General features: G+C 72.9%; 20 protein-coding genes and 1 pseudogene. 11 read left to right on the top strand and 10 right to left on the bottom strand.

Features of this window, described 5'->3' with window-relative positions; all coding sequences use genetic code 11:
• The 3 genes and pseudogenes from JL106_RS07510 to JL106_RS07500 form a co-directional block, all read left to right on the top strand.
• Window positions 1–428: pseudogene (locus JL106_RS07510) on the top strand (DeoR/GlpR family DNA-binding transcription regulator); the annotation flags it as partial.
• A gap of 174 nt (window positions 429–602) precedes the next feature.
• Window positions 603–2,258, top strand: a complete 1,656-nt coding sequence (locus tag JL106_RS07505) for an MFS transporter (protein WP_407940119.1) — start codon at window positions 603–605, stop codon at window positions 2,256–2,258.
• 272 nt (window positions 2,259–2,530) lie between these two features.
• On the top strand, window positions 2,531–2,791 hold the full coding sequence (locus JL106_RS07500) for a hypothetical protein (protein ID WP_205260038.1): 261 nt from the start codon (window positions 2,531–2,533) through the stop codon (window positions 2,789–2,791).
• Between the two features lie 61 nt (window positions 2,792–2,852).
• Here JL106_RS07500 and JL106_RS07495 read toward each other — a convergent pair whose 3' ends face one another.
• Together JL106_RS07495 and dtd are read right to left on the bottom strand one after the other, a co-directional pair.
• The gene (locus JL106_RS07495; protein WP_236006928.1) at window positions 2,853–3,848 is read right to left on the bottom strand and encodes a sigma-70 family RNA polymerase sigma factor; all 996 of its coding nucleotides are present in this window, start codon (window positions 3,846–3,848) and stop codon (window positions 2,853–2,855) included.
• A gap of 339 nt (window positions 3,849–4,187) precedes the next feature.
• Window positions 4,188–4,625 carry a D-aminoacyl-tRNA deacylase gene (gene dtd / locus JL106_RS07490; protein WP_205260037.1) on the bottom strand — a complete coding sequence of 146 codons (438 nt, stop codon included), beginning with the start codon at window positions 4,623–4,625 and terminating at the stop codon, window positions 4,188–4,190.
• A gap of 74 nt (window positions 4,626–4,699) precedes the next feature.
• Between dtd and JL106_RS07485 the strand changes: the two genes are divergently transcribed.
• Window positions 4,700–5,506 (top strand): PhzF family phenazine biosynthesis protein, encoded by an 807-nt coding sequence (locus JL106_RS07485; RefSeq protein WP_205260036.1) that lies wholly within the window; start codon window positions 4,700–4,702, stop codon window positions 5,504–5,506.
• 8 nt (window positions 5,507–5,514) lie between these two features.
• Here the strand turns inward: JL106_RS07485 and JL106_RS07480 are convergent, their stop codons facing one another.
• Complete coding sequence (locus JL106_RS07480) at window positions 5,515–7,077, bottom strand: DUF7782 domain-containing protein (RefSeq protein ID WP_328841688.1); 1,563 nt, start codon at window positions 7,075–7,077, stop codon at window positions 5,515–5,517.
• Between the two features lie 100 nt (window positions 7,078–7,177).
• On the opposite strand from JL106_RS07480, the gene JL106_RS07475 reads away from it, so the two are divergent.
• The 3 genes from JL106_RS07475 to JL106_RS07465 all read left to right on the top strand — a co-directional run bounded on the left by JL106_RS07475 (window position 7,178) and on the right by JL106_RS07465 (window position 8,812).
• Entirely contained in the window at window positions 7,178–7,795 is a 618-nt protein-coding gene (locus JL106_RS07475; protein WP_407940118.1) for an HhH-GPD-type base excision DNA repair protein, read from the top strand.
• 354 nt (window positions 7,796–8,149) lie between these two features.
• On the top strand, window positions 8,150–8,473 hold the full coding sequence (locus tag JL106_RS22455) for a DUF3099 domain-containing protein (protein ID WP_407940117.1): 324 nt from the start codon (window positions 8,150–8,152) through the stop codon (window positions 8,471–8,473).
• A gap of 93 nt (window positions 8,474–8,566) precedes the next feature.
• Window positions 8,567–8,812, top strand: coding sequence for a DUF3039 domain-containing protein (locus tag JL106_RS07465; protein WP_205260032.1), 246 nt, complete (start codon window positions 8,567–8,569; stop codon window positions 8,810–8,812).
• A 70-nt stretch (window positions 8,813–8,882) separates the two neighbouring features.
• Here the strand turns inward: JL106_RS07465 and JL106_RS07460 are convergent, their stop codons facing one another.
• A complete protein-coding gene (locus JL106_RS07460; RefSeq protein ID WP_328841683.1) occupies window positions 8,883–9,968 on the bottom strand; it encodes a YihY/virulence factor BrkB family protein in 1,086 nt (361 codons plus the stop codon).
• A 219-nt stretch (window positions 9,969–10,187) separates the two neighbouring features.
• Between JL106_RS07460 and JL106_RS07455 the strand changes: the two genes are divergently transcribed.
• Window positions 10,188–12,101, top strand: a complete 1,914-nt coding sequence (locus tag JL106_RS07455; RefSeq protein ID WP_328841681.1) for a DEAD/DEAH box helicase — start codon at window positions 10,188–10,190, stop codon at window positions 12,099–12,101.
• Window positions 12,102–12,495: 394 nt separating this feature from the next.
• Here JL106_RS07455 and JL106_RS07450 read toward each other — a convergent pair whose 3' ends face one another.
• Both JL106_RS07450 and JL106_RS07445 read right to left on the bottom strand, forming a co-directional pair.
• A complete protein-coding gene (locus JL106_RS07450) occupies window positions 12,496–13,023 on the bottom strand; it encodes a hypothetical protein (RefSeq protein ID WP_205260030.1) in 528 nt (175 codons plus the stop codon).
• A 160-nt stretch (window positions 13,024–13,183) separates the two neighbouring features.
• Window positions 13,184–13,396: a DUF7455 domain-containing protein gene (locus JL106_RS07445; RefSeq protein WP_205260029.1), complete on the bottom strand. Its 213-nt coding sequence runs from the start codon at window positions 13,394–13,396 to the stop codon at window positions 13,184–13,186.
• Window positions 13,397–13,849: 453 nt separating this feature from the next.
• Here JL106_RS07445 and JL106_RS07440 point away from each other — a divergent pair, with 453 nt between their 5' ends.
• On the top strand, window positions 13,850–14,266 hold the full coding sequence (locus JL106_RS07440) for a VOC family protein (RefSeq protein ID WP_205260028.1): 417 nt from the start codon (window positions 13,850–13,852) through the stop codon (window positions 14,264–14,266).
• Window positions 14,267–14,289: 23 nt separating this feature from the next.
• On the opposite strand, the gene JL106_RS07435 is transcribed toward JL106_RS07440, so the two are convergent.
• Both JL106_RS07435 and JL106_RS07430 read right to left on the bottom strand, forming a co-directional pair.
• On the bottom strand, window positions 14,290–15,294 hold the full coding sequence (locus JL106_RS07435) for an acyl-CoA thioesterase (RefSeq protein ID WP_205260027.1): 1,005 nt from the start codon (window positions 15,292–15,294) through the stop codon (window positions 14,290–14,292).
• Between the two features lie 70 nt (window positions 15,295–15,364).
• A complete protein-coding gene (locus JL106_RS07430; protein WP_205260026.1) occupies window positions 15,365–15,595 on the bottom strand; it encodes a response regulator transcription factor in 231 nt (76 codons plus the stop codon).
• Window positions 15,596–15,668: 73 nt separating this feature from the next.
• On the opposite strand from JL106_RS07430, the gene JL106_RS07425 reads away from it, so the two are divergent.
• Together JL106_RS07425 and JL106_RS07420 are read left to right on the top strand one after the other, a co-directional pair.
• Complete coding sequence (locus tag JL106_RS07425) at window positions 15,669–16,016, top strand: BlaI/MecI/CopY family transcriptional regulator (protein WP_328841678.1); 348 nt, start codon at window positions 15,669–15,671, stop codon at window positions 16,014–16,016.
• 111 nt (window positions 16,017–16,127) lie between these two features.
• A complete protein-coding gene (locus JL106_RS07420; RefSeq protein WP_205260024.1) occupies window positions 16,128–17,210 on the top strand; it encodes a M56 family metallopeptidase in 1,083 nt (360 codons plus the stop codon).
• A gap of 10 nt (window positions 17,211–17,220) precedes the next feature.
• Here JL106_RS07420 and JL106_RS07415 read toward each other — a convergent pair whose 3' ends face one another.
• Both JL106_RS07415 and JL106_RS07410 read right to left on the bottom strand, forming a co-directional pair.
• Window positions 17,221–17,793 carry a hypothetical protein gene (locus JL106_RS07415; RefSeq protein WP_205260023.1) on the bottom strand — a complete coding sequence of 191 codons (573 nt, stop codon included), beginning with the start codon at window positions 17,791–17,793 and terminating at the stop codon, window positions 17,221–17,223.
• A 117-nt stretch (window positions 17,794–17,910) separates the two neighbouring features.
• Window positions 17,911–19,338: an RNA polymerase sigma factor gene (locus tag JL106_RS07410; protein WP_205260093.1), complete on the bottom strand. Its 1,428-nt coding sequence runs from the start codon at window positions 19,336–19,338 to the stop codon at window positions 17,911–17,913.
• Window positions 19,339–19,542 lie beyond the last annotated feature (204 nt).

Genomic DNA, 19,542 nt, shown 5'->3' with positions numbered 1-19,542 from the left:
TCCGCCGCCTGTCCGAGCTGGCCCGCTACCGCGACGAGCTCACGGTGGTCGGCATCGGCGGGCGGTACGACGTGTCGCACGACTCGTTCCTGGGTGTCCAGGCGATCGAGCAGGTGGCCGGTATCCACGTCGACGCGGTGTTCATGTCCACCGCGGCCGTGTCCGGCACCGACCTGTACCACCAGGAGGAGCAGGTGGTGATGCTCAAGCGCCAGATGCTGGCCTCCGCCACCAAGCGCTACCTGCTGGTGGACTCCTCGAAGCTGAACCGGCGGGCGATGCTGAAGATCGCCCCGGTCAGCGAGTTCGACCTGATCATCACCGACAGCGGCGCCCATCCCGACCTGCTCGCCACGTGGCGGTCCAATGGCACCGCGTTCCAGGTGGTACCGGTCGACCGGTCCGCGGACCAGCGCGCGGAGGGATGATCGGCAGGCCGATCGGGACCGCCAACTGTTGCGCCTTGCGAACGACCGCAGATATGGTTGCACGAGTCAACTGATCTTGCGGCGTCGTCGCCTGCGCTGCGAGTGCGGACCGGCCGACCGCCGTGGCAGGAGCGCTTCGTGACGACCACCGCACCACCGGCCTCATCCGGCCGGATGACGCACCGCCAGACCATCGTCGCCCTCTCCGGACTGCTGCTGGCGATGTTCGCAGCGTTCCTGTCGGCGACGATCGTCTCGAACGCGCTCCCGACGATCATCTCGGTGCTGCACGGCTCACAGAACCAGTACACGTGGATCGTCACCGCGACGCTGCTGTCGTCCACGGCGACCACGCCGATCTGGGGCAAGCTGTCCGACCTCTACAGCAAGAAGCTGCTGGTCCAGATCTCCACGGTGATCTTCACGACCGGCTCGTTGCTGGCCGGCTTCTCGCCGTCGGTGGAGATGCTGATCGTCTGGCGCTCGTTCCAGGGTCTCGGCCTGGGCGGGCTGCAGGCGCTCGTCATCATCGCCATCGCGGCGATGATCAGCCCGCGGGAGCGCGGGCGGTACATGGGCCCCATCGCGGCGGTCATGTCGGTGGCGCCGGTGGCCGGGCCGCTCATCGGCGGCGTCATCGTCGACACCGACTGGCTCGGCTGGCGGTGGTGCTTCTGGGCCGGGATCCCGTTGGCCATGGTCTCGCTGTTCGTCGTGCACAAGACGCTGCACCTGCCGGTGATGAAGCGGAAGGTGTCCATCGACTGGCTCGGCGCCTCGCTCATCGTGGCTGGTGTGTGCGACCTGTTGATCTGGGTCACGCTGGCCGGGAACGACTTCGCCTGGGGCTCCGGCACGTCGATCGCGATGCTCGCCGGCGGTCTGCTGTTGCTGGGCCTGGCCGTGGTCGTCGAGCTGCGGGCCGCGGAGCCGGTCATCCCGCTGCGGCTGTTCCGCGACCGCACCACCACGCTGGCCACCATCGGCAGCCTGGGCGTCGGCGTGGCCATGTTCGGCGGCGCGGTCTTCCTGATCCAGTACTTCCAGATCGCCCGCGGTGTCTCACCGACCGCGGCCGGGTTGCTGATGCTGCCGACGATCGTCGGGTCGACGCTGGGCTCCACCATCTCGGGGGCACTGATCACCCGCACCGGCAAGCTGAAGGTCTACCTGGTCGTCGGGTCGGTGTTGCTGCTCGTCGGGTTCGCCGCGCTGGCCACCATCGACCACACGACCAACATGGTGCTGCTGGGCGCCTACCTGTTCGTCATGGGCGCAGGCACCGGCACGGTCATGCAGAACTTGGTGCTCGCCGTGCAGAACGTGGTGCCGCCCACCGACCTCGGCTCGGCCACGTCGACGGTCAGCTTCTTCCGCTCGCTCGGCGGCACCGTCGGGGTGTCCGTGCTCGGTGCCGTGCTGGCCACCCAGGTCGCCGACCGCATCCGCGCCGGTCTCGTCGCGACCGGTGCCGATCCGGCCGCCGCCGGCAGCGGGGACATCGGCATCGGCCAGCTCAACGAGCTGCCCGGCCCGCTGGTCGAGCTGGTCCGGATCGCCTACGGCGACGGCACCGCCCGGATCTTCCTGGTCGGCACCGTGCTGGCCGTCATCACGCTGATCTCGGTCGTCTTCCTCAAAGAGACCCCGCTGCGGACGCAGAGCGGTCAGGAGCAGCTCCAGGATGCCCGGCGGCTGGAGGCGGCCGAGGCGGCCGGTGGCACTGGGGGATTCGCCGCCGAAGTGGCTGAGGAGTACGCCGGGCTGGACCAGGACCAGAACCGGGAGCGCACCGGTCGGCACCGGGCGCCGGAGGCGGCCGAGCGCTGAGCTCGAGCCGGCTCGGGTCGCCAGTCGCGGCCGGGCAGCTCGACCCGACCGGCTCGCAGGGCCTGGAGGTGCGCGCCCACCCCGGTGGTCCGGGGCTCGGCCAACCGGTCCCACAGCTCGGCCAGGGTGCGGAAGGTGCGCGGCCGCTGGTCCAGGGCCGGGTCGACATCACCGATCGAGGACCACCCCGGCTCGTCGAGCTGGGTGGTGCAGGTCGGAGCGTCACCGAGCAGCACCAGGGTGTGTCCGTCCTGCTCGACGGAGACGCCCGCATGGCGCAGCTCGTCGAGGAGCCGCCCGCCCCGCAGCGCCGATCCGCCGGTCCCCGGTTCGTCGACCGGCCCGAGTCCGGCGTCGACCAGGACAACTCCGTCGGTGTGGACGACGACGAAGCAGCCGATCGGCAGGTCGGCGCGGCCCCCGGTGGTGAACAGCTCGGGTGCCGGTCGGCCCCGGCGTCCGGGGCGAAGGAGCCCGGGGCGGCCAGGAAGGTGCCGTCGGACAAGGCCCGCACTCGCATCCGGCGATGGTGACATGCACCGGGGGCCGGGACCGACGTCGTGTCGGTCCCGGCCCCCGGTCAGATGCTGGTGCTCAGCTGGCGTACGCCCGGAGCGACTCGGAACGGTCGCCGGTGCGCAACTTGGCCATCGAGTCACGCTCGATCTGCCGCACCCGTTCACGGGAGATGCCGAAGACCCGGCCGATCTCGTCGAGGGTGCGCGGCCGCCCGTCGTCCAGGCCGTAGCGCAACCGGACCACCGACTGCTCGCGGTCGTCCAGGGTGCGCAGCACCCGGTCGATGTCGCTGTGCATGAAGCCGGCGACCACGGCGGCCTCGGCCGACGTCGACTCGCTGTCCTCGATGAAGTCGCCGAGCGGTGCCTCCTCGTCGCTGCCGACCGGCATGTCCAGGCTCACCGGATCACGCGCGTGGTCCAGCAGATCGGAGATCTTCTCCTCCGGGATGCCGGACTCGGCGGCCAGCTCGGCCAGCGTGGCGTCCCGCCCGAGCTGCTGGTGCAGCTCGCGCTTGAGCCGCGACAGCTTGTTGACCTGCTCCACCAGGTGCACGGGCAGCCGGATGGTGCGGCCCTGGTCGGCCATGCCACGCGAGATGGCCTGCCGGATCCACCAGGTGGCGTAGGTGGAGAACTTGAACCCCTTCGTGTAATCGAACTTCTCGACTGCACGGATGAGGCCCAGGTTGCCCTCCTGGATCAGGTCCAGCAGCGGCATGCCACGGCCGGTGTAGCGCTTGGCCAGCGACACCACGAGGCGGAGGTTGGCCACCAGGAGGTGGTTGCGGGCGCGGGCGCCGTCACGGACGACGGCGCGCAGGTCGGCCCGGCGCTGCGGTGACAGCCGTTTGGCCGTCTCCAGCTTGTGGGCCGCGAAGACGCCGGCCTCGATGCGCTTGGCCAGCTCGACCTCCTGCTCGGCGGTCAGCAGAGCTGTCCGCCCGATGCCGTTGAGGTAGACGCGGACCAGGTCCGCGGCAGGGCCCTGGGCGTCCAGGTCCTCCGCCTCGCGCGGCGCCGGGCCGGGTGCGATATCGTCGGCAACCGAGAATGCGGGGGAAGCGGTCATGGAGTGCTCCCTTCGAGGCAAGTGTCCGGATGCGCGTCCCCTCGCACCGGACATCCTTTCGAACGCCTGTCGCCCTCGATTCGTTCCCGCAGCGCACGATGCTGAATCGCGGCGGTCCCGAAAGACGTCCGGTCGGGTGAATGCGGATCCCGGCAGGGCGGCGGTCTGACCACCTGTTCCAGCCGGTGGACACGTCGACGCGGCGTCGGGGCATCACTCCAACGTCCTGGCCCGGGGGAGCGCTGTGCTGCCGATGGGAACAGCATGGGAAACCGGGCTCGTCCCGGTGACGGTGCCCACCGGCCGGGCCTGAACGCCCGTGCGGCGCCCGGACGGTCGTCAGAGCTCCACCAGAACGGTGAACGGGCCGTCGTTCACGCTGCTGACTTCCATCTGCGCCCCGAACCGCCCGATGGCCACCGCAGCGCCGCGGCGCTGCAGCTCGGCGACCAGTTCCTCGATGAGCGGTTCGGCCGCGGACCCGGGGGCGGCGTCGGTCCAGGACGGGCGCCGTCCCTTCGCGGTGCGGCCGTACAGGGTGAACTGGCTGACCACCAGCAGTCCGGCGCCGGTGGTGGCGCAGGACTGCTCGTCCCGCAGGATGCGCAGCTCGTGCAGCTTGGCCGCCATCGCCCGGGCGACGTCGGCGTCGTCGCCGTGGGTCACGCCCACCAGGGCCAGCAGGCCGGGACCGGGCAGTTCACCGATCACCTGGCTGACCCCGTCCTGATCAACGCGGACAGCGGCGGACAGCACCCGGGACACGACAGCACGCATGGGAACAGTCTGCGGTCGGGTCCGCGGGCTACCGTCGCCAGGTCCTGACGCCGATCGACGGGAGTGTGTCCGCAGTGGGTGTGCCGGTGTACCTGGTCGATGCCTTCGCTGACGGCGCGTTCACCGGCAATCCGGCCGGGGTGGTGCCGACCGCCGAGCCGCTGCCGGAGTCGCTGATGGCGGCGATCGCCATGGAGCTGCACCAGGCCGAGACCGCGTTCGTCTCGCCGCTGGCCGACGGCACCGTGTCGCTGCGCTGGTTCACCCCGACCGTGGAGGTGGACCTGTGCGGACACGCGACGCTGGCCGCGGCGCACGTGTTGCGCGAGCATCCGCAGGCCGGGTGGGCCTTCGATCGGGACGAGATCAAGTTCGCCACGCGGAGCGGCGTGCTCATCGCCCGGCCGGACGGTGACGTGCTGGAGCTGGACTTCCCGGACGAGGCGCCCGAGCCCGCGGAATTGCCCGGTCCGCTGCCGTTCCCCGGGGGAGCGGTGTGGACCGGCCGCAACCGGATGGACTGGTTCGTGCAGCTGGCCGACGAGGCGCAGGTCCGCGCGCTGGCGCCGGATCCGGCCGCGGTGGCGGCGCTGGGTCTGCGCGGGCTGGTGGTCACCGCCGTCGCGGATCGGGGTGGTCCGGCGGACTTCGTGTCCCGGTGCTTCTACCCGCAGACGGGCGTCCCGGAGGACCCGGTGACCGGGTCGGCGCACTGCGGGCTGGCGCCGTTCTGGGCCGATCGACTGGGCCGGACGGAGCTGGTCGGGTTCCAGGCGTCGCGCCGGGGCGGCACCGTCGCGGTGCGGCTGGCCGTCGACCGGGTGCGGCTCGGCGGCCGCGCCGTCACCACGGTGCGCGGGGAGCTGCTGCTGCCGGACTGAGCAGAGGGTCAGTTGACCCGCTCGCCGTCCTGGTCGACCGGATGCACCAGGCCGCGCACCACCGCGACCCGGATGGCCGGCAGCGCGGCCGCGGCCAGCGCGTCCCGGCTGACCCCGGCCGCCGACGACAGCAGGTCGACCAGCACGCCGAGCGGCAGCTGCCCGGTGCAGCCGGCCAGCAGCCGCTCGCCCCACTCGTCGACCTGCAGGGTGGCGCCCGGACCACCCGGCCGGCGCAGCATCCGCAGCATCGGGCTCCAGCCCTCGGCGCCGGGGATGGACCGCTGCTCCAGCAGCACCCCGGTCGACAGGGACAGCGGTGCCGCCAGCAGGGCCGCGTCGGTGGTCCGCTCGATCCAGTCGCGGCGGGCCAGGAACGAGTCGACCTCGACGCCGGTCAGCTCGTCGCCCGGCTCGGTCAGCTCGTCCAGGGTGATCGACGGGTCGGTGGTGTCCGATCGGCGCAGCGTGATGGTGCCCATCCCGATGCCCGCCACCCGCTGCCGGTCCAGCGCATCCAGCCAGCGCGTGGCGATGGCCGCCGCCTGCGGGCCGGTGTCCCCGGCGTCCTTGAGCCACAGACCGACGTACTCGGCCGGGTCGGCCACCTCGCGCTGCACCACCCAGGCGTCACAGCCGGTGCCGGCCACCCACGACCCGACCCGCTCCCGCCAGTCGGTGTCCGGGTGCACGATCCAGTTGGCCAGCAACTGGGCGGTGCCGCCCGGAGCCAGGTGGTCCGGGATCCCGGCCACCAGCGCCTGGCACAGGCCGTCGCCGGGCATCCCGGAGTCCCGGTAGATGTAGTCCTGACCGCCATCGCCGATGACGAACGGCGGGTTGGAGACGATGAGGTCGAACGTCTCGTCGGCCACCGGCTCGAACATCGACCCGGCCAGCAGCCGCCAGCGCTGGCCGGACAGCCGGGCCGTCGCGGCGGCCAGCGCCAGCGCCCGCGGGTTGACGTCGGTGGCGGTCACCTCGGCCGCGTGCTCGGCCAGGTGCAGCGACTGGATGCCGCAGCCGGTACCGACGTCCAGCGCCCGCCCGACCGGCCGCCGGATGACGGCGTTGGCCAGCGTGATGGAGGCCGCGCCGATGCCCAGCACGTGGTCGTGCCGGACCGGTCCGGGCCGGACGTCGGAGTCCAGGTCGGAGACGACCAGGTACTCGTCGCCGTCCGCCGCGTGCGGGCGCAGATCGAGGGCGGCACGGATCCGGTCGCCGTCCCGCTCCAGCAGTCCGGCCGCCACCGAACGGTCCAGCCCGGCCCGGGGCAGCGCGGCTGCGGCGGAGGCGACCGGCGCGTCGGCGCCGAGCAGGAACAACCGGACCAGGGTGGCCAGCGGGGAACCGGTCACGTCACCACCGCCGGTGACGCGCAGCGCCGGGAACAGCTCCCCGCGGCCGAGGGCCCGGTTGGCCGACGGCCCGAGCAGTGCGGGAACCCCGGTGGCGTCGAATCGGGCGGCGTGCAGATCGTCGCGGAGGCGGTCCAGGTGGTCGGGATCGGACAGCACCGTGGCCCGATCCAGGGAGTCGACGGGCGCGGGGGCAGCGGGATCAGGCACGCGGCCAGCGTAGGGGCGGGGGGAGCACCGGCTGTGGGCCCGGCGGTGGGCCGGGATCGGCTGTGCCAGGCTGGCCGCCATGACCGTGGAGTCCTCGACCGTGCCGCGTCCGCTCTGGCTGACCGGCGACCCGGACGCCGACGCGCTGCTGTCCGTGGATCCGAACGCGCTGCTGCTGGGCATGGTGCTGGACCAGCAGGTGCCGATGGAGAAGGCGTTCAGCGGGCCGAAGGTGATCGCCGAGCGGATGGGCGGCCGGCTCGATGTCGCCGCGATCGCACACGCCGATCAGGACGCGTTCGCCGCGCTGTGTGCGGAGCGGCCGGCCGTGCACCGCTTCCCGGGGGCCATGGCCGCCCGGGTGCAGGCGGTGTGCCGCGTCCTGGTCGAGACCGCGGACGGGGACGCTGCGGCACTGTGGCGCGACGCCCGCTCCGGGGACGAGGTGCGCCGGGCCATCGCCGCTCTGCCCGGCTTCGGCGACCAGAAGTCGGCCATCTTCACCGCCCTGCTGGGCAAGCAGTACGGCGTGACCCCGCCGGGCTGGCGGGAGGCGGCCGGCGCCTACGGCGAGGAAGGGTGCTTCCGGTCGGTCGCGGACGTGGTGGATCCGGACTCGCTGAGCCGGGTACGGGCGGCCAAGAAGGCGGCCAAGGCCGAGATCAGGGCACTCGAGGAACAGACGAGGGCGGCGAAGGCCGGCCCCTCGGCAGGGTGACGAAGGACCCGTTCGGCGACCGGTCCGGGGCCGTGATCCAGGCGTAGCGTTGGACCGGTACTCAGGCAGGCGGTCGGGATCGGCTCACCGCCCGGAGTTCGCCAGGATCGTTCCGGCCGGTCGCCGTACGTCACGATCCGCACCTCACCCGTTGGGGGTTGGTTCCTTCCGATGACCAGTGCAGCGCAGGGCCCGTGGCGGGACGGACCGTCGATCAAGGACGGCCGCGCCGCCCAGGACGGGTCCACCCGGGTCGACCAGGTGATCGACGGCACCACCGACGACCGGGTCTTCGAGGCCGAGGACGGCACGTTCGTCTACGCCAGCTCGCACCAGCCCAAGCGGGCCGCCCGGCTGCGCCGCGGGACCCCCGCGCCGGAACCGGTGGTGATCACCCAGGCCGAGCCGTCCTACCAGGAGCAGCTCAGGTCCCGGCGGCGGCGGTACCTGCTCATGATGTCCTGCCGGGTGCCGTGCCTGATCGGAGCGGCGCTGCTCTACCAGACGCCGTGGCTGGCGCTGCTGGTGCTGGCCATCTCCATCCCGCTGCCGTGGTGCGCGGTGCTGATCGCCAACGACCGGGCTCCACGCAAGCCGGTCAAGCCGGTCCGGGCCAGCGCCGTCAACCACGAGCGGGCGCTCGGGGCGACCCGGCCCGAACTGCCCGGTGGTCGCTGACCGGTCCCGGAACAGCAGGCGCGCGGACCCGGGCGCGGACCTGGCAGCATGTCAGGGCGCCCGAACGGCCGGATCCAGCAGCAGGAGGTACGCATGACCAGCACCGAGGTGCTCGAACGTCCCGAGGAACTGACCACCGACCGCACCGGCGACACGCCGCCGGAGATGTTCCACTACGTGCGCAAGAACAAGGTCGCCGAGTCCGCGGTGCTGGGCAACTTCGTGGTGGCGCTGTGCGGCGAGACCTTCCCGGTGACCAAGTCGCCCAAGCCCGGGTCGCCGGTGTGCCCGGACTGCAAGAAGATCTTCGACTCGCTGCCCAAGGGCAACAAGGCCTGAGCTCCGGAGGAGTCGCCCGAGCGAGGAACGAGCGAGGGCGGGCTCCGACCGTCGAGTCGCGCTGGACGGCTCAGCCGGACGGCGGGGAGACCGCCCCGCCGTCCGGCTCGTCCCGCAACCGCTTGGGTTCGTACCGTTGCCACTTGCGGATCTCCCGCCGCGAGCGCCGCGGCGGGTAGTACTCCAGCAGGGCGTTGTTGAACTGCGCGCCGATGATGATCGCCATCGACACGAAGTAGTAGAAGAGCAGGAACGTGATGGGCGTGGCCAGCGCGCCGTAGGTCAGGCCGTGCGCGTAGACGTACGACAGGTAGAGCCGCAGGCCGAAGCTGGCGACCAGGAACACGGCCGCGGTCAGGAACGCCCCCGGCAGGCCCCGGATCCAGGCGTGCTTGTGCTTGGGTGCCACCTTGAACAGCGTGGCCAGCAGCAGGATCAGGCCCAGGGCCAGGGCGGGGTAGTAGGCGACGTTGACGATGTCGGCCACCTGCCCGCGCCATGACTCGGGGAACAGTCGCGGCAGGTAGTCGGGCCCGATGGCCAGCAGCGGCAGCAGGAAGATCCCGCAGACCAGCGCGATCAGGTACAGCCCCAGGGCGAAGAACCGTTCCACCACCGGGTGCCGCACCTCGTGCTGGCCGTACGCGATGGTGATCGACTCGACGAACGCGGACATGGCCGACGACCCGGCCCAGAGGCTGATCAGCAGGCCGACGGAGACGGCGTCGCCCTGGCCGTTGTTCAGGATGGTGTCGACGGTGTTGCCGACCAGGTTCTCGGCGACCTCCTCGTCGAAGATCCCGTTCAGGAAGACGTCGATCGAGGTGCGGACGTCGTCGATGGTGCCGTCGGGGAACCACGGCAGCACGTAGCCGATGAGGCCCAGCAGGGCCAGCAGCAGCGGCGCGGTGGACAGCGCACACCAGAACGCCGCCTGCGAGCTCATCCCGAACAGTGAGTCGTCCCAGGCCTTGGACAGGGTGCGGCCCAGGACCTTGCGCCAGCGGTGCTTGACCGGTCCCTCGGCGGTCGGGACGGGCCCGGTGCCATTGCGGTGCCACGGGACCGTCACGCCGTCCTGGGTGGGGGACAGCGCCGGGAACGAGCCCGTCGCGGACGTTCGGTCCGGCGGCGGTGGGGTCACGGAGCGGGTCACGACACGAGCATGCCTGGTCCGCCGGGTGAGCCGGTCGAAGTCGTGGCGGGTCGCACTCGTGTCGGCGGGCGGGATGGCCGGAGCTGGGCCGGGACCGCGTTAGGGTCGAACGCCGTGCCGCCGGGTGGGTGGGAGCCGAGATCGGGCCCGGGCGGCGGCTGGTGCGCAGCAGGAGAGGACGGCATCGGGTTGGGACGGGCGACCGGAGCACCGGCTGGGGTGGCCCCGCACATCGACGAGCGCCGACTGCGTCCGTGGCAGCGCATCGCACTGGAGGCCTACGACCGGGCGCACGACCCGGACGCCGTGCTGAACGGGTCGCCGGCGCCGGTGCCGGCCGACCCGGAGGACGAGCGCCCGGCCCGGCCGCTGCCGTCCGGCCCCCGCCGCGACTTCCTGGTCACCGCGACCCCGGGCGCCGGCAAGACCACCTTCGCGCTGTCCGTGGCCTGCCGGCTGATGCAGCGGCGCACCGTCGACCGGGTCGTCGTCGTCGCGCCCACCGACCACCTGCGCACCCAGTGGGCCGACGCCGCCGCCGAGGTCGGGCTGCTGCTCGACCCGGGCATGACCAACGCCCAGGGGCCGGTGCCGGACGGCATGCACGGCTACGTGACCACCTACGCCCAGGTCGCGGCGCGCCCGGCCATCCACGCCGCCCGCACCCGGACCCGCCGCACCCTGGTCATCCTGGACGAGATCCACCACGCCGGGGACGGGCTGTCCTGGGGCGAGGCGACGGCCGAGGCCTTCGACGAGGTGCACCGCCGGCTCAGCCTGACCGGGACGCCGTTCCGCACCAAGGCGGGCGAGCGGATCCCCTTCGTCACCTACCGCACCGAGGGCGACCTGCTGCGCTCGGTCGCCGACTTCACCTACGGATACCGGCAGGCGCTGGCCGATCGGGTGGTCCGGCCGGTGGTCTTCGCCGCCTACACCGGGGTGTCCCGGTGGCGGAACAACGCCGGGGAGGTGATCTCCGCGTCGCTCACCGAGCAGAGCACCAAGTCGGTCGAGGCGGCCGCCTGGCAGACCGCGCTCGACCCCAAGGGCGGCTGGGTCCCGCACGTCATCGCGGCGATGGACGAGCGCATCACCCACCTGCGGGCCAACGGCATGCCGGACGCCGCCGGGCTGGTGCTGGCCAGCGACCAGGAGGCGGCCCGGGCGTACGCCACGGTGGTGCGCCGCATCACCGGCAGGAAGCCGGCCCTGGTGCTGTCCGACGATCCGGCCGCGTCCCGTCGTATCGAGGCGTTCCGTACTGCGGACACCCGGATCGTGGTGTGTGTGCGGATGATCTCCGAGGGCGTGGACATCCCGCGCGCTGCCTGCCTGGCCTGGATGACCAGCTACCGGACGCCGTTGTTCTTCGCCCAGGCGGTCGGCCGTGTGGTCCGGGCCCGAGGCCCACAGGAGTCGGCCACGGTGTTCCTGCCCGCGGTGCGGCCGCTGCTGGCCCTGGCCGCCGAGCTCGAGCAGGACCGCGACTTCGTGATCATGCCGCCGGTGAAACAGGAGTCGGAGGCGGACGAGTTCGACGAGCTGGCCCAGGACCTGCTGGACCTGCCCGACCCGGAGCCCGCCGAGCGGAGGTCCGGGACCGTCGAGGGGCTGGAGTCTCAGGCCGAGTTCGCCCATCTGCTGCACTCCGGCAAGGCGGTGACGGCCGCGCCGGGTGCGCCGGCTGAGGGGGCGTCGAGCAGCGCCGGCCCGGTCACGCTGGACGATGCCGACGCCGAGTTCGTCGGGCTGCCGGGCCTGCTCACCCCCGAGCAGACCGCGGCGCTGCTGGCTCGGCGCGACTCGGAGCTGCGCCGCAAGGTCGACCAGGCGGCGCGCACCGGGTCGCTCTTCGACCTGGACGGATCGGGCACCGGGGGCGGCGCCGGCCCGGACGGCCACGACGGCGGCGACGATCACGACGACGAGCACCTGGTGCGGGGCTGGCGGGCGGCCGCCGCGCTCCGGCGCGAGGTCAACTCGCTGGTCGGGCGGGTGGCCGCGCGGACCGGCGCGCCACATGCGGCCGTGCACGCCCAGCTGCGCCGGGCGGTGCCCGGCCCGGCCCAGGCCGCCGCCTCGCCGGACCTGCTGGAACGGCGACGGGACCACCTGCTCGGGATGCTCTGATCCCGTCCTGACGACCCGGGCCGGCCGCGTTCGGCCGATCCCGAGTCGACTCCGAGCGGTGCGGGCGACCGTGCTCGGCATGACCACGACCGCGCTCGCTGCCCGGACGTCCGGGCCTGCGGATCTTCTCCGGATCGGGGCGGTACCTGGCGTCCGGGCCGGTGCCCTGTCCTTCAGCACGGAGCGCCGCGAGGCCTCCGGGCCGGCCCCCCACCCGACCCCGGCCGGACGAGGACGTCCCTGCCCGCACCGCGCGGACGATCATCAACATCCTCGGTCGCACGGCGATCAGGGCGGCTCGATGGTGACGCCGCTGCTGCGGGGCCGGTCTCCGGTCCGTACCACGGCCGCAGGCCGGGCCGGTCATGGCCGGGCAGGTCGGGCCGGGTCGGCGTCAGCCGGTGGCCAGGGCCTTGACCGCGCCGAACAGCCCGACCACACCGCTGGCCAGCAGCAGCAGCACCCCGGGGCTGCCGGTCTGCAGCAGGTCGGCCGCCGGCACCCCGAACACCGGATCGGCCCGCACCAGCAGCCATGTCCCCACGGCGAGCAACCCGCCGGCGACCGTGAGGGCGGCTGACCCGACCGGGCGGTGCGTCATCGGCACGAACATGAGCAGACCCAACCCGACCAGCGCCACCCCGCCGGCGGTGGCCAGCAGCAGCGACCACTTGGTGATGACGGCCAGCAGGCCGGGATCGGTCGCGGTGGACAGCTGCTGGACGACCTGCCAGCCGCTGAGCCGGGCACCCTCGAGGTCGGGCAGCACCCCCACCGGCAGCGGACGCCACGGAGCGGCCATGGGCACGGCGGCGGCGACCCCGGCCAGCACCAGCAGCACCGCGCCGATCGGGTCCGCGCGGGGCGCCCCGACGATCGGCGTCGCCGCGGACACCGGTGGGTGGGAGGCGGGTCCGGCCATGGGGGTCCTTCCGCGGGTCGTGCCATGCAGGCCCGGTCATGATGCCGCACCTGGGCGACCGACCCGACGATCGCGGCGCACGGTGCAGAGACGCCTCAGGGGCGTGACGCCGGGCGCCACGCCCCTGGGGGCGGTCCGGAGCGGAGCTCCGGTGCGGAGGTCAGCGGGCGTCCGCCACGACGGCTGCCTCGCCGCGGGTGTCCTCGATGGTGGCGGCCAGCTCGCCGAGGCGCTCGGAGTGCTTGTTCGCGTGGTGACCGCAGAACAGCAGCTCACCGCCGGTGGGGAGAACGGCCCGCACCACGGCGGCGGCTCCGCAGCGATCACACCGATCGGCAGCGGTCAACGCCTCTCTGGTCAAGGTCTCGGTCATGACGTCCTCCCTCGGTCGGTGCTGTCGCGAGCCGGTGGTACCGGTCCGCGGCCTGGTGCGATGGTGCGGGTGTCGCTGATGGGTCAACGACATGGGCGGCGGATTCCTTCCGCGCCCACCCCGGCGGTGGGAGTGAGCGGGCATCGGAGCTGTACCCCGGCCGTCGTCGGCGACACCGACGGTGACCGGAACGAACCCCGGTGCAGTCCGGCCGGCTGGCCGGACTGACTTCATGGTGCCAGGTGACCTGCGGCCGAACGGTGTGTGAACCGCCGCATTCGCCGGGAGCGAACAGATCCGGGGCCGTTCGTGATCGGCCGGAAAGCTGTTCGTGACACGACCGGAACGTGGCAGTCTTCCACGACCGTGACGAAGCGTGACGAGCGGGGGGAGCGAGCCGAGTGCACCGCCCGGGCGCAGCCGACGTCCGGTCGATCGGGAAGGATGGCGCAGGTGGACGTCCTCGCCAGCCGGATCATCCTGCGACCGCGCGACCCGATCGTGACCCAGGCCTTCTACCGCGACGTCCTCGGGCTGGCCATCAGCCGCGAGTTCGGCCCGCCCGAGACGCCCGGGCAGGTGTTCTACGCGGGCGCCAGCCAGATCGAGGTGTCCGGCCGCGCCGCCCCGGCCGACGCGCCCAGCAGCGTGGCCATCTGGGTGCAGGTCCGCGACGTGGACGCGGAGGCCGCTCGCCTGGCCGCCGCCGGGGTGACGCTGGAGCGCGGACCCCAGCTCGAGCCGTGGGGACTCAAGGAGCTGTGGATCTCCGACCCGGACGGCACCCCGCTGGTCCTGGTCGAGATCCCCCCGGAGCACCCGCTGCGCCGGGACCTGCGGTCGCTGCCGCTGCCGGACAGCCCCGACTGAGCCGGCCCCGCCGGTCCCGTCCGTCAGCCAACAGCCGGGGTCGGCGGCTTGAGCCGCGCCCGCAGCTGCATCAGATGGCGGGCGTGCGCGTGCAGCTGCCGGTCCTCGTCGGTCACCGGGACCCAGCGCGGCACCGGCGTCGGCCGCCGCTCGTCGTCCAGCGCCACGAAGACGGTCAGGCAGTGCGTGGTCAGGGCCATCTCGTCCGGACGCTTGGGATCGGTCGACCGCACATGTACGGACACGTGCATGCTGGTCCGCCCGGTGTAGAGCAGCCGCGCCTCCACCTGGACCAGGTGGCCGATGAGCACGGGTCGGTAGAACCGGATGCCGCCGGAGTAGACGGCCACCCCGGTCAGTCCGCTCCACCCCCCGGCGCACACCGAGGCGGCCTCGTCGATCCACCGCATCACGGTGCCGCCGTGCGTCTTTCCGCCCCAGTTGACGTCGGTCGGCGCGGCCAGGAACCGCAACGTGGCCGTGGGCGCCGACCCCTGTGACGAGTAGGTCTGCTCCTTCATGGCCGCCTCGATGTCCGACCGCAGCTGAACCTTGTCCCGCGCAGTGGTCTCGCGGTGCCGGTCGTCCTCGGTGACCGGGCGCCACGGCGGCACCGCGACCGGCGTGCCGCCCTCGCCGACCGCGACGAACACCACGGTGCAGGACGTGGTCGGGAACTGCCTGCCGTCCTGCGGATCACCCGAGGTGACGGTGACCTCGATGTGCATGCTGGTCCGCCCGGTGTACACGAGCCGGGCGTGCACCTCGACGATCTGGCCGGACTGGATCGGCCGGGAGAAGCTGACGTTGCCGACGTACACCGTCACGCAGTAGCTGGCGCTCCAGCCGACCGCGCAGGCGTACGCGGCCTTGTCGATCCACTCCAGTACCCGACCGGCCGACACCGCGGCGCCGCCCAGGTCGGCCACGTCGGTGGGCGCGGCCAGGAAGCGCAGCGTGATGCGACCGCTGTGCTCGAGTCGGGGGGATCCGTCGGCGGGTGCGGTGTCGGCGCTCACAGGAGCCATCAGACCTGATCGATGCCGCGACGACAATCCGGGCGCGGCGTGGCGATCGGCTCGTTCCGGGTGGGCGGGCTCAGCCGGTGGGGGCGAGGCGCTGCACGGTGAGCGCGACCGCGGCCTCGGTCCGGCTGTGCACGCCCAGCTTGGCCAGCACCGAGGTGACGGTGTTCTTCACCGTCTTCTCGGCCACTCCGAGCGACCGGCCGATGGCCCGGTTGGTCAGCCCGGTGGTCAGCAGCTCGAGCACCTGTCGCTCGCGCGGGGTCAGGGTCGTGAGCGCACCGGGTGCGGTGGCGGTGATCATGCCCTCAGCATATTCGACACATTGTAGAAGTTCTACGTGGCGTAGAATGGTCCACGGAGCAAGGAGGACAGTGGTGGCCGGACGCGGGGAACTCGAACGCGCGGTGATCGACGTGCTGTGGGACGCCGGCGCGCCGATGACCGCCCGGGCCGTGGCCGACGCTCTGCCCGGGCGCGAGCTCGCCGTGACCACCGTGCTGACCGTGCTGTCGCGGTTGGAGGGCAAGGGGGTCGTCCGCCGCATCCGGGACGGGCGGGCGCACCTGTATGCGGCAGTGGCCAGTCGTGAGGAACACACGGCCGCGCTGATGCACCAGGTGCTCGACACGGCCACCGACCGGGACGCGGCACTCGCCCGGTTCGTCGGCTCGGTGTCCGCGCCCGATCTGGAGGCGCTGCGCCGGGCTCTCGACGGACGGTGATCGGGGCGCGGGCGCGCCCCGGTCCTGCGCGGGACCGGCTGCGGTGCCTGCCGGAGCTGCTGAGACCGTGCAGGATCCCTGCTGTCGACATCCCGGAAGCGTCCTGATCCCGTGACCTCCCTCGCTGGCTCCAGCGGCATCCCCGCCTGGGCCCTGGCCGGTGGCCTGGCGCTGCTCGCGGTGCTGCTCACCGGGCCGGTGTCGGCGCTGCTGGCCCGCGCACACTGGCCGAGCCGGTCGCCTCGCGCCGCGCTGGTGCTGTGGCAGGCCGTGTGCCTCGGTGCGGGCCTGTCCCTGGTCGGGGCCGGGGTGGTGATCGCGGTCGAGCCGTTGGGACACAACCTGGCGACGGCGCTGATCACCGCGGGCCGATCACTGTTGCTCGACGGGACCTGGCCCGCCGCGGTGCAGGGCTGGCGTCTGGCGGCTGGGATCGCGTCCGCGGTGATCGCGGCCGTGCTGTTCAGCGTGCTGGTGCGCAGCGCGGTGCTGACGGTGCGCCGGCGGCGCGCGCACCGGCAGGTCCTGGACCTGCTCACCCGGCCGTCGGTGCGAGCCGCGCCGGCCGGCACCGGTCCGGCGGCCACCACGCACGAGCGCGACGCGGTGCTGGCTGGGGCCGTCGACGTCAGCATCCTCGACGACGACCGTGCACTGGCCTACACGGTGCCGGGGTGGCACTCCCGGATCGTCCTCACCGCCGGACTGGTGACGTTGCTGCGTGCCGACGAGCTGACCGGGGTGATCGAGCACGAGCGGGCGCACCTGCGGTCGCGGCACGACCTGGTCGCCCTGCCGTTCCAGGCCTGGGCGGTGACGCTGGGCCGGATCCCCGGCGTGCGGGCCGCCCGCGCGGCCGCCGCGGGGCTGATCGAGATGCTGGCCGACGACGCCGCGGTCACCCGGATGGCCTCGGCTCCGGGCGGCCCCGATCGGCGTCGGATACTGGCCGGGGCGCTGGCCCGGGTGGCCCTTGCCGGCGGCGCCGAGGTCGAGCCGGACGCCGAGCCTGCCGGGTCGCCGGTCGCCGCGGACCACGGCCCCGGGCCGGCCGGCCCGAGCGGGGTGGCCGGTCGGGTGCAGCGGCTGCTGCAGGAGCGGCCGCCGGCCCGGTCGACCGCCGTCCTGACCTACGCCGTGGCGCTGGTGCTGGTGGCCACGCCGACGGTGCTGCTGGTCATCGGCTGGCGGTGACCGGTCCCGGTCAGTCGCGCGGCTGCTCCGCGGCGGTCTCCGCCGACGGCGCGGCCGGCAGGTCCGGGCCCGGCTGGTCCTCGGGTCCGTCCGGCAGCAGGTCCCCGCGCAGCTGCGCGGCGACCCCCTTGGCGTCCTCGAGCTCGTCCTGGCTGCGGGCCAGCCGGTCGTCGGCCTCCCGGATGCCCGGCGTGGTCAGGTCCGCCTCGACCCGGTAGTCCGGGCCGCGATCGGTGGTGGTGTCGCCCGACGCGCCCTCCGCCGGGGTGTCCTCGGCGATGCCGGTGCGGATCGAGCCCGACGTCGCGTGCGGCCGGTCGACGTCCTCCCGGTCCGGGTCGACATCGCCCGGCGTACCCGCCGCGGGCACGTCCTGCTGGTCGTCGGTGTCGGCGGCCGTGTGCGGCTGGTCCGTGTCCGCCCCGGTCGACGGCTCGGTCAGCGCGGGGGTGCTCACCTCCGACGAGCCAGCTCCGGACGACGGGTCGGTGGCCGCGCCGGTGCTCACGTCCGCGGCGCTGGTGGTGTCGCCGGCGACCGCGGCGTCGGGGGACTGGGAGAGGTTCGAGGTCGGATCACTCATGGTCCGATGGTGCCCCGCCCGACGGCCGTCCACTCAGCGAGATCGCAGCCACCAACGCCACAGGGGGCCGCCCCGGCCGGGGCGCCCCCCTGTGGGCACCGCGTGGACGCGTGGTTCCTACTCGAGGTAGTCGCGCAGCACCTGCGACCGCGACGGGTGGCGCAGCTTGGACATCGTCTTCGACTCGATCTGTCGGATCCGCTCCCGGGTCACCCCGTAGACCTGGCCGATCTCGTCCAGCGTGCGGGGCTGACCGTCGGTCAGACCGAACCGCAGCCGGACCACGCCGGCCTCGCGCTCGGACAGCGTCTGCAGGACGGCCTGCAGTTGGTCCTGCAACAACGTGAAGGACACGGCGTCGACGGCCACCACGGCCTCGGAGTCCTCGATGAAGTCACCGAGCTGCGAGTCACCCTCGTCACCGATGGTCTGGTCCAGCGAGATCGGCTCCCGGGCGTACTGCTGGATCTCCAGCACCTTGTCCGGGGTGATGTCCATCTCCTTGGCCAGCTCCTCCGGCGTGGGCTCACGGCCCAGATCCTGGAGCAGCTCGCGCTGGATGCGGCCGAGCTTGTTGATCACCTCGACCATGTGGACCGGGATGCGGATGGTCCGCGCCTGGTCGGCCATGGCCCGGGTGATCGCCTGGCGGATCCACCAGGTGGCGTAGGTGGAGAACTTGTATCCCTTGGTGTAGTCGAACTTCTCGACCGCACGGATGAGGCCCAGGTTGCCCTCCTGGATCAGGTCCAGGAACGCCATGCCGCGGCCGGTGTAGCGCTTGGCCAGCGACACCACCAGACGGAGGTTGGCCTCGAGCAGGTGGTTCTTGGCCCGCTCGCCGTCCCGGCGCACCCAGTTGAGGTCCCGCCGCAGCTGGGTGGTGATCTTCTCGCCGGCCTCGGCGTACTGCCGCAGCCGCTCGGCGGCGTAGAGCCCGGCCTCGATGCGCTTGGCCAGGTCCACCTCCTCCTCGGCGTTGAGCAGCGCGACCTTGCCGATCTGCTTGAGGTAGGCGCGGACGGAGTCGGCCGAGGCGGTGAGCTCGGCGTCCTTGCGAGCCTGCTTGAGGGCCTCGGACTCCTCCTCGTCGTCCCAGGAGAACTCCTCGCTCTCGGCCTTGGCCGTCGCCGGGGTGGCGGTGCCGGAGGGGGTGGTCTCCTCCTCCGACTCGGTGTCGGCCGCGCCGGCGTTGGCCACCTTCGCCGTGGCGGCGGTGGCCTCCCCGGTGCTGTCGTCGTCGGTGGCCGTCAGGTCGCCGTCCTCGGCCAGTTCGCTCTCGTCGAGCTCGGCGACGTCGAGTTCCTCGCCCTCGACGTCGGTGGCGTCGTCCGCGGCCTTGGTGCCCCGGGGTGCCCGGGCGGCAGCCTTGGTGGCGATCGCGGTCTGGGCGCCGGACCGGCCGGTGGTGGCCCGGCCCTGCGTGGTGGCCCCGGCCGCGTCGCCGTCAGCGCCGACGTGCGTCGCCGTTGTTCGGCGACCGGTCCGGGACGAGGTTGCTGCGCCAGCCACAGAAGCCCTTTCGCGTCGATGATCGCTTGCCAGATGCAGGATCACGGTCCGCGCGGCGGCGGGCCGTGGTCGGGGGAGACGGGTGTCGATGACATCGGTGCCGGTGGTGCCACCGAAGTGGTACGCCGGCCCCGGGATCAGCCGGGTGTCGTCGTGCCGTCCGTCGTTGCCGTCCAGCGGTGATATCGACGTCCGCTTCCCACGTGTTTCCGAAGTTCTTCCTGCCGTTTCGCGACC

The organism is Nakamurella leprariae (assembly GCF_016918035.1).
In the GTDB taxonomy this organism is placed as follows: Bacteria; Actinomycetota; Actinomycetes; order Mycobacteriales; family Nakamurellaceae; genus Nakamurella; species Nakamurella leprariae.
This window is presented reverse-complemented; position numbering and strand designations above follow the sequence as displayed.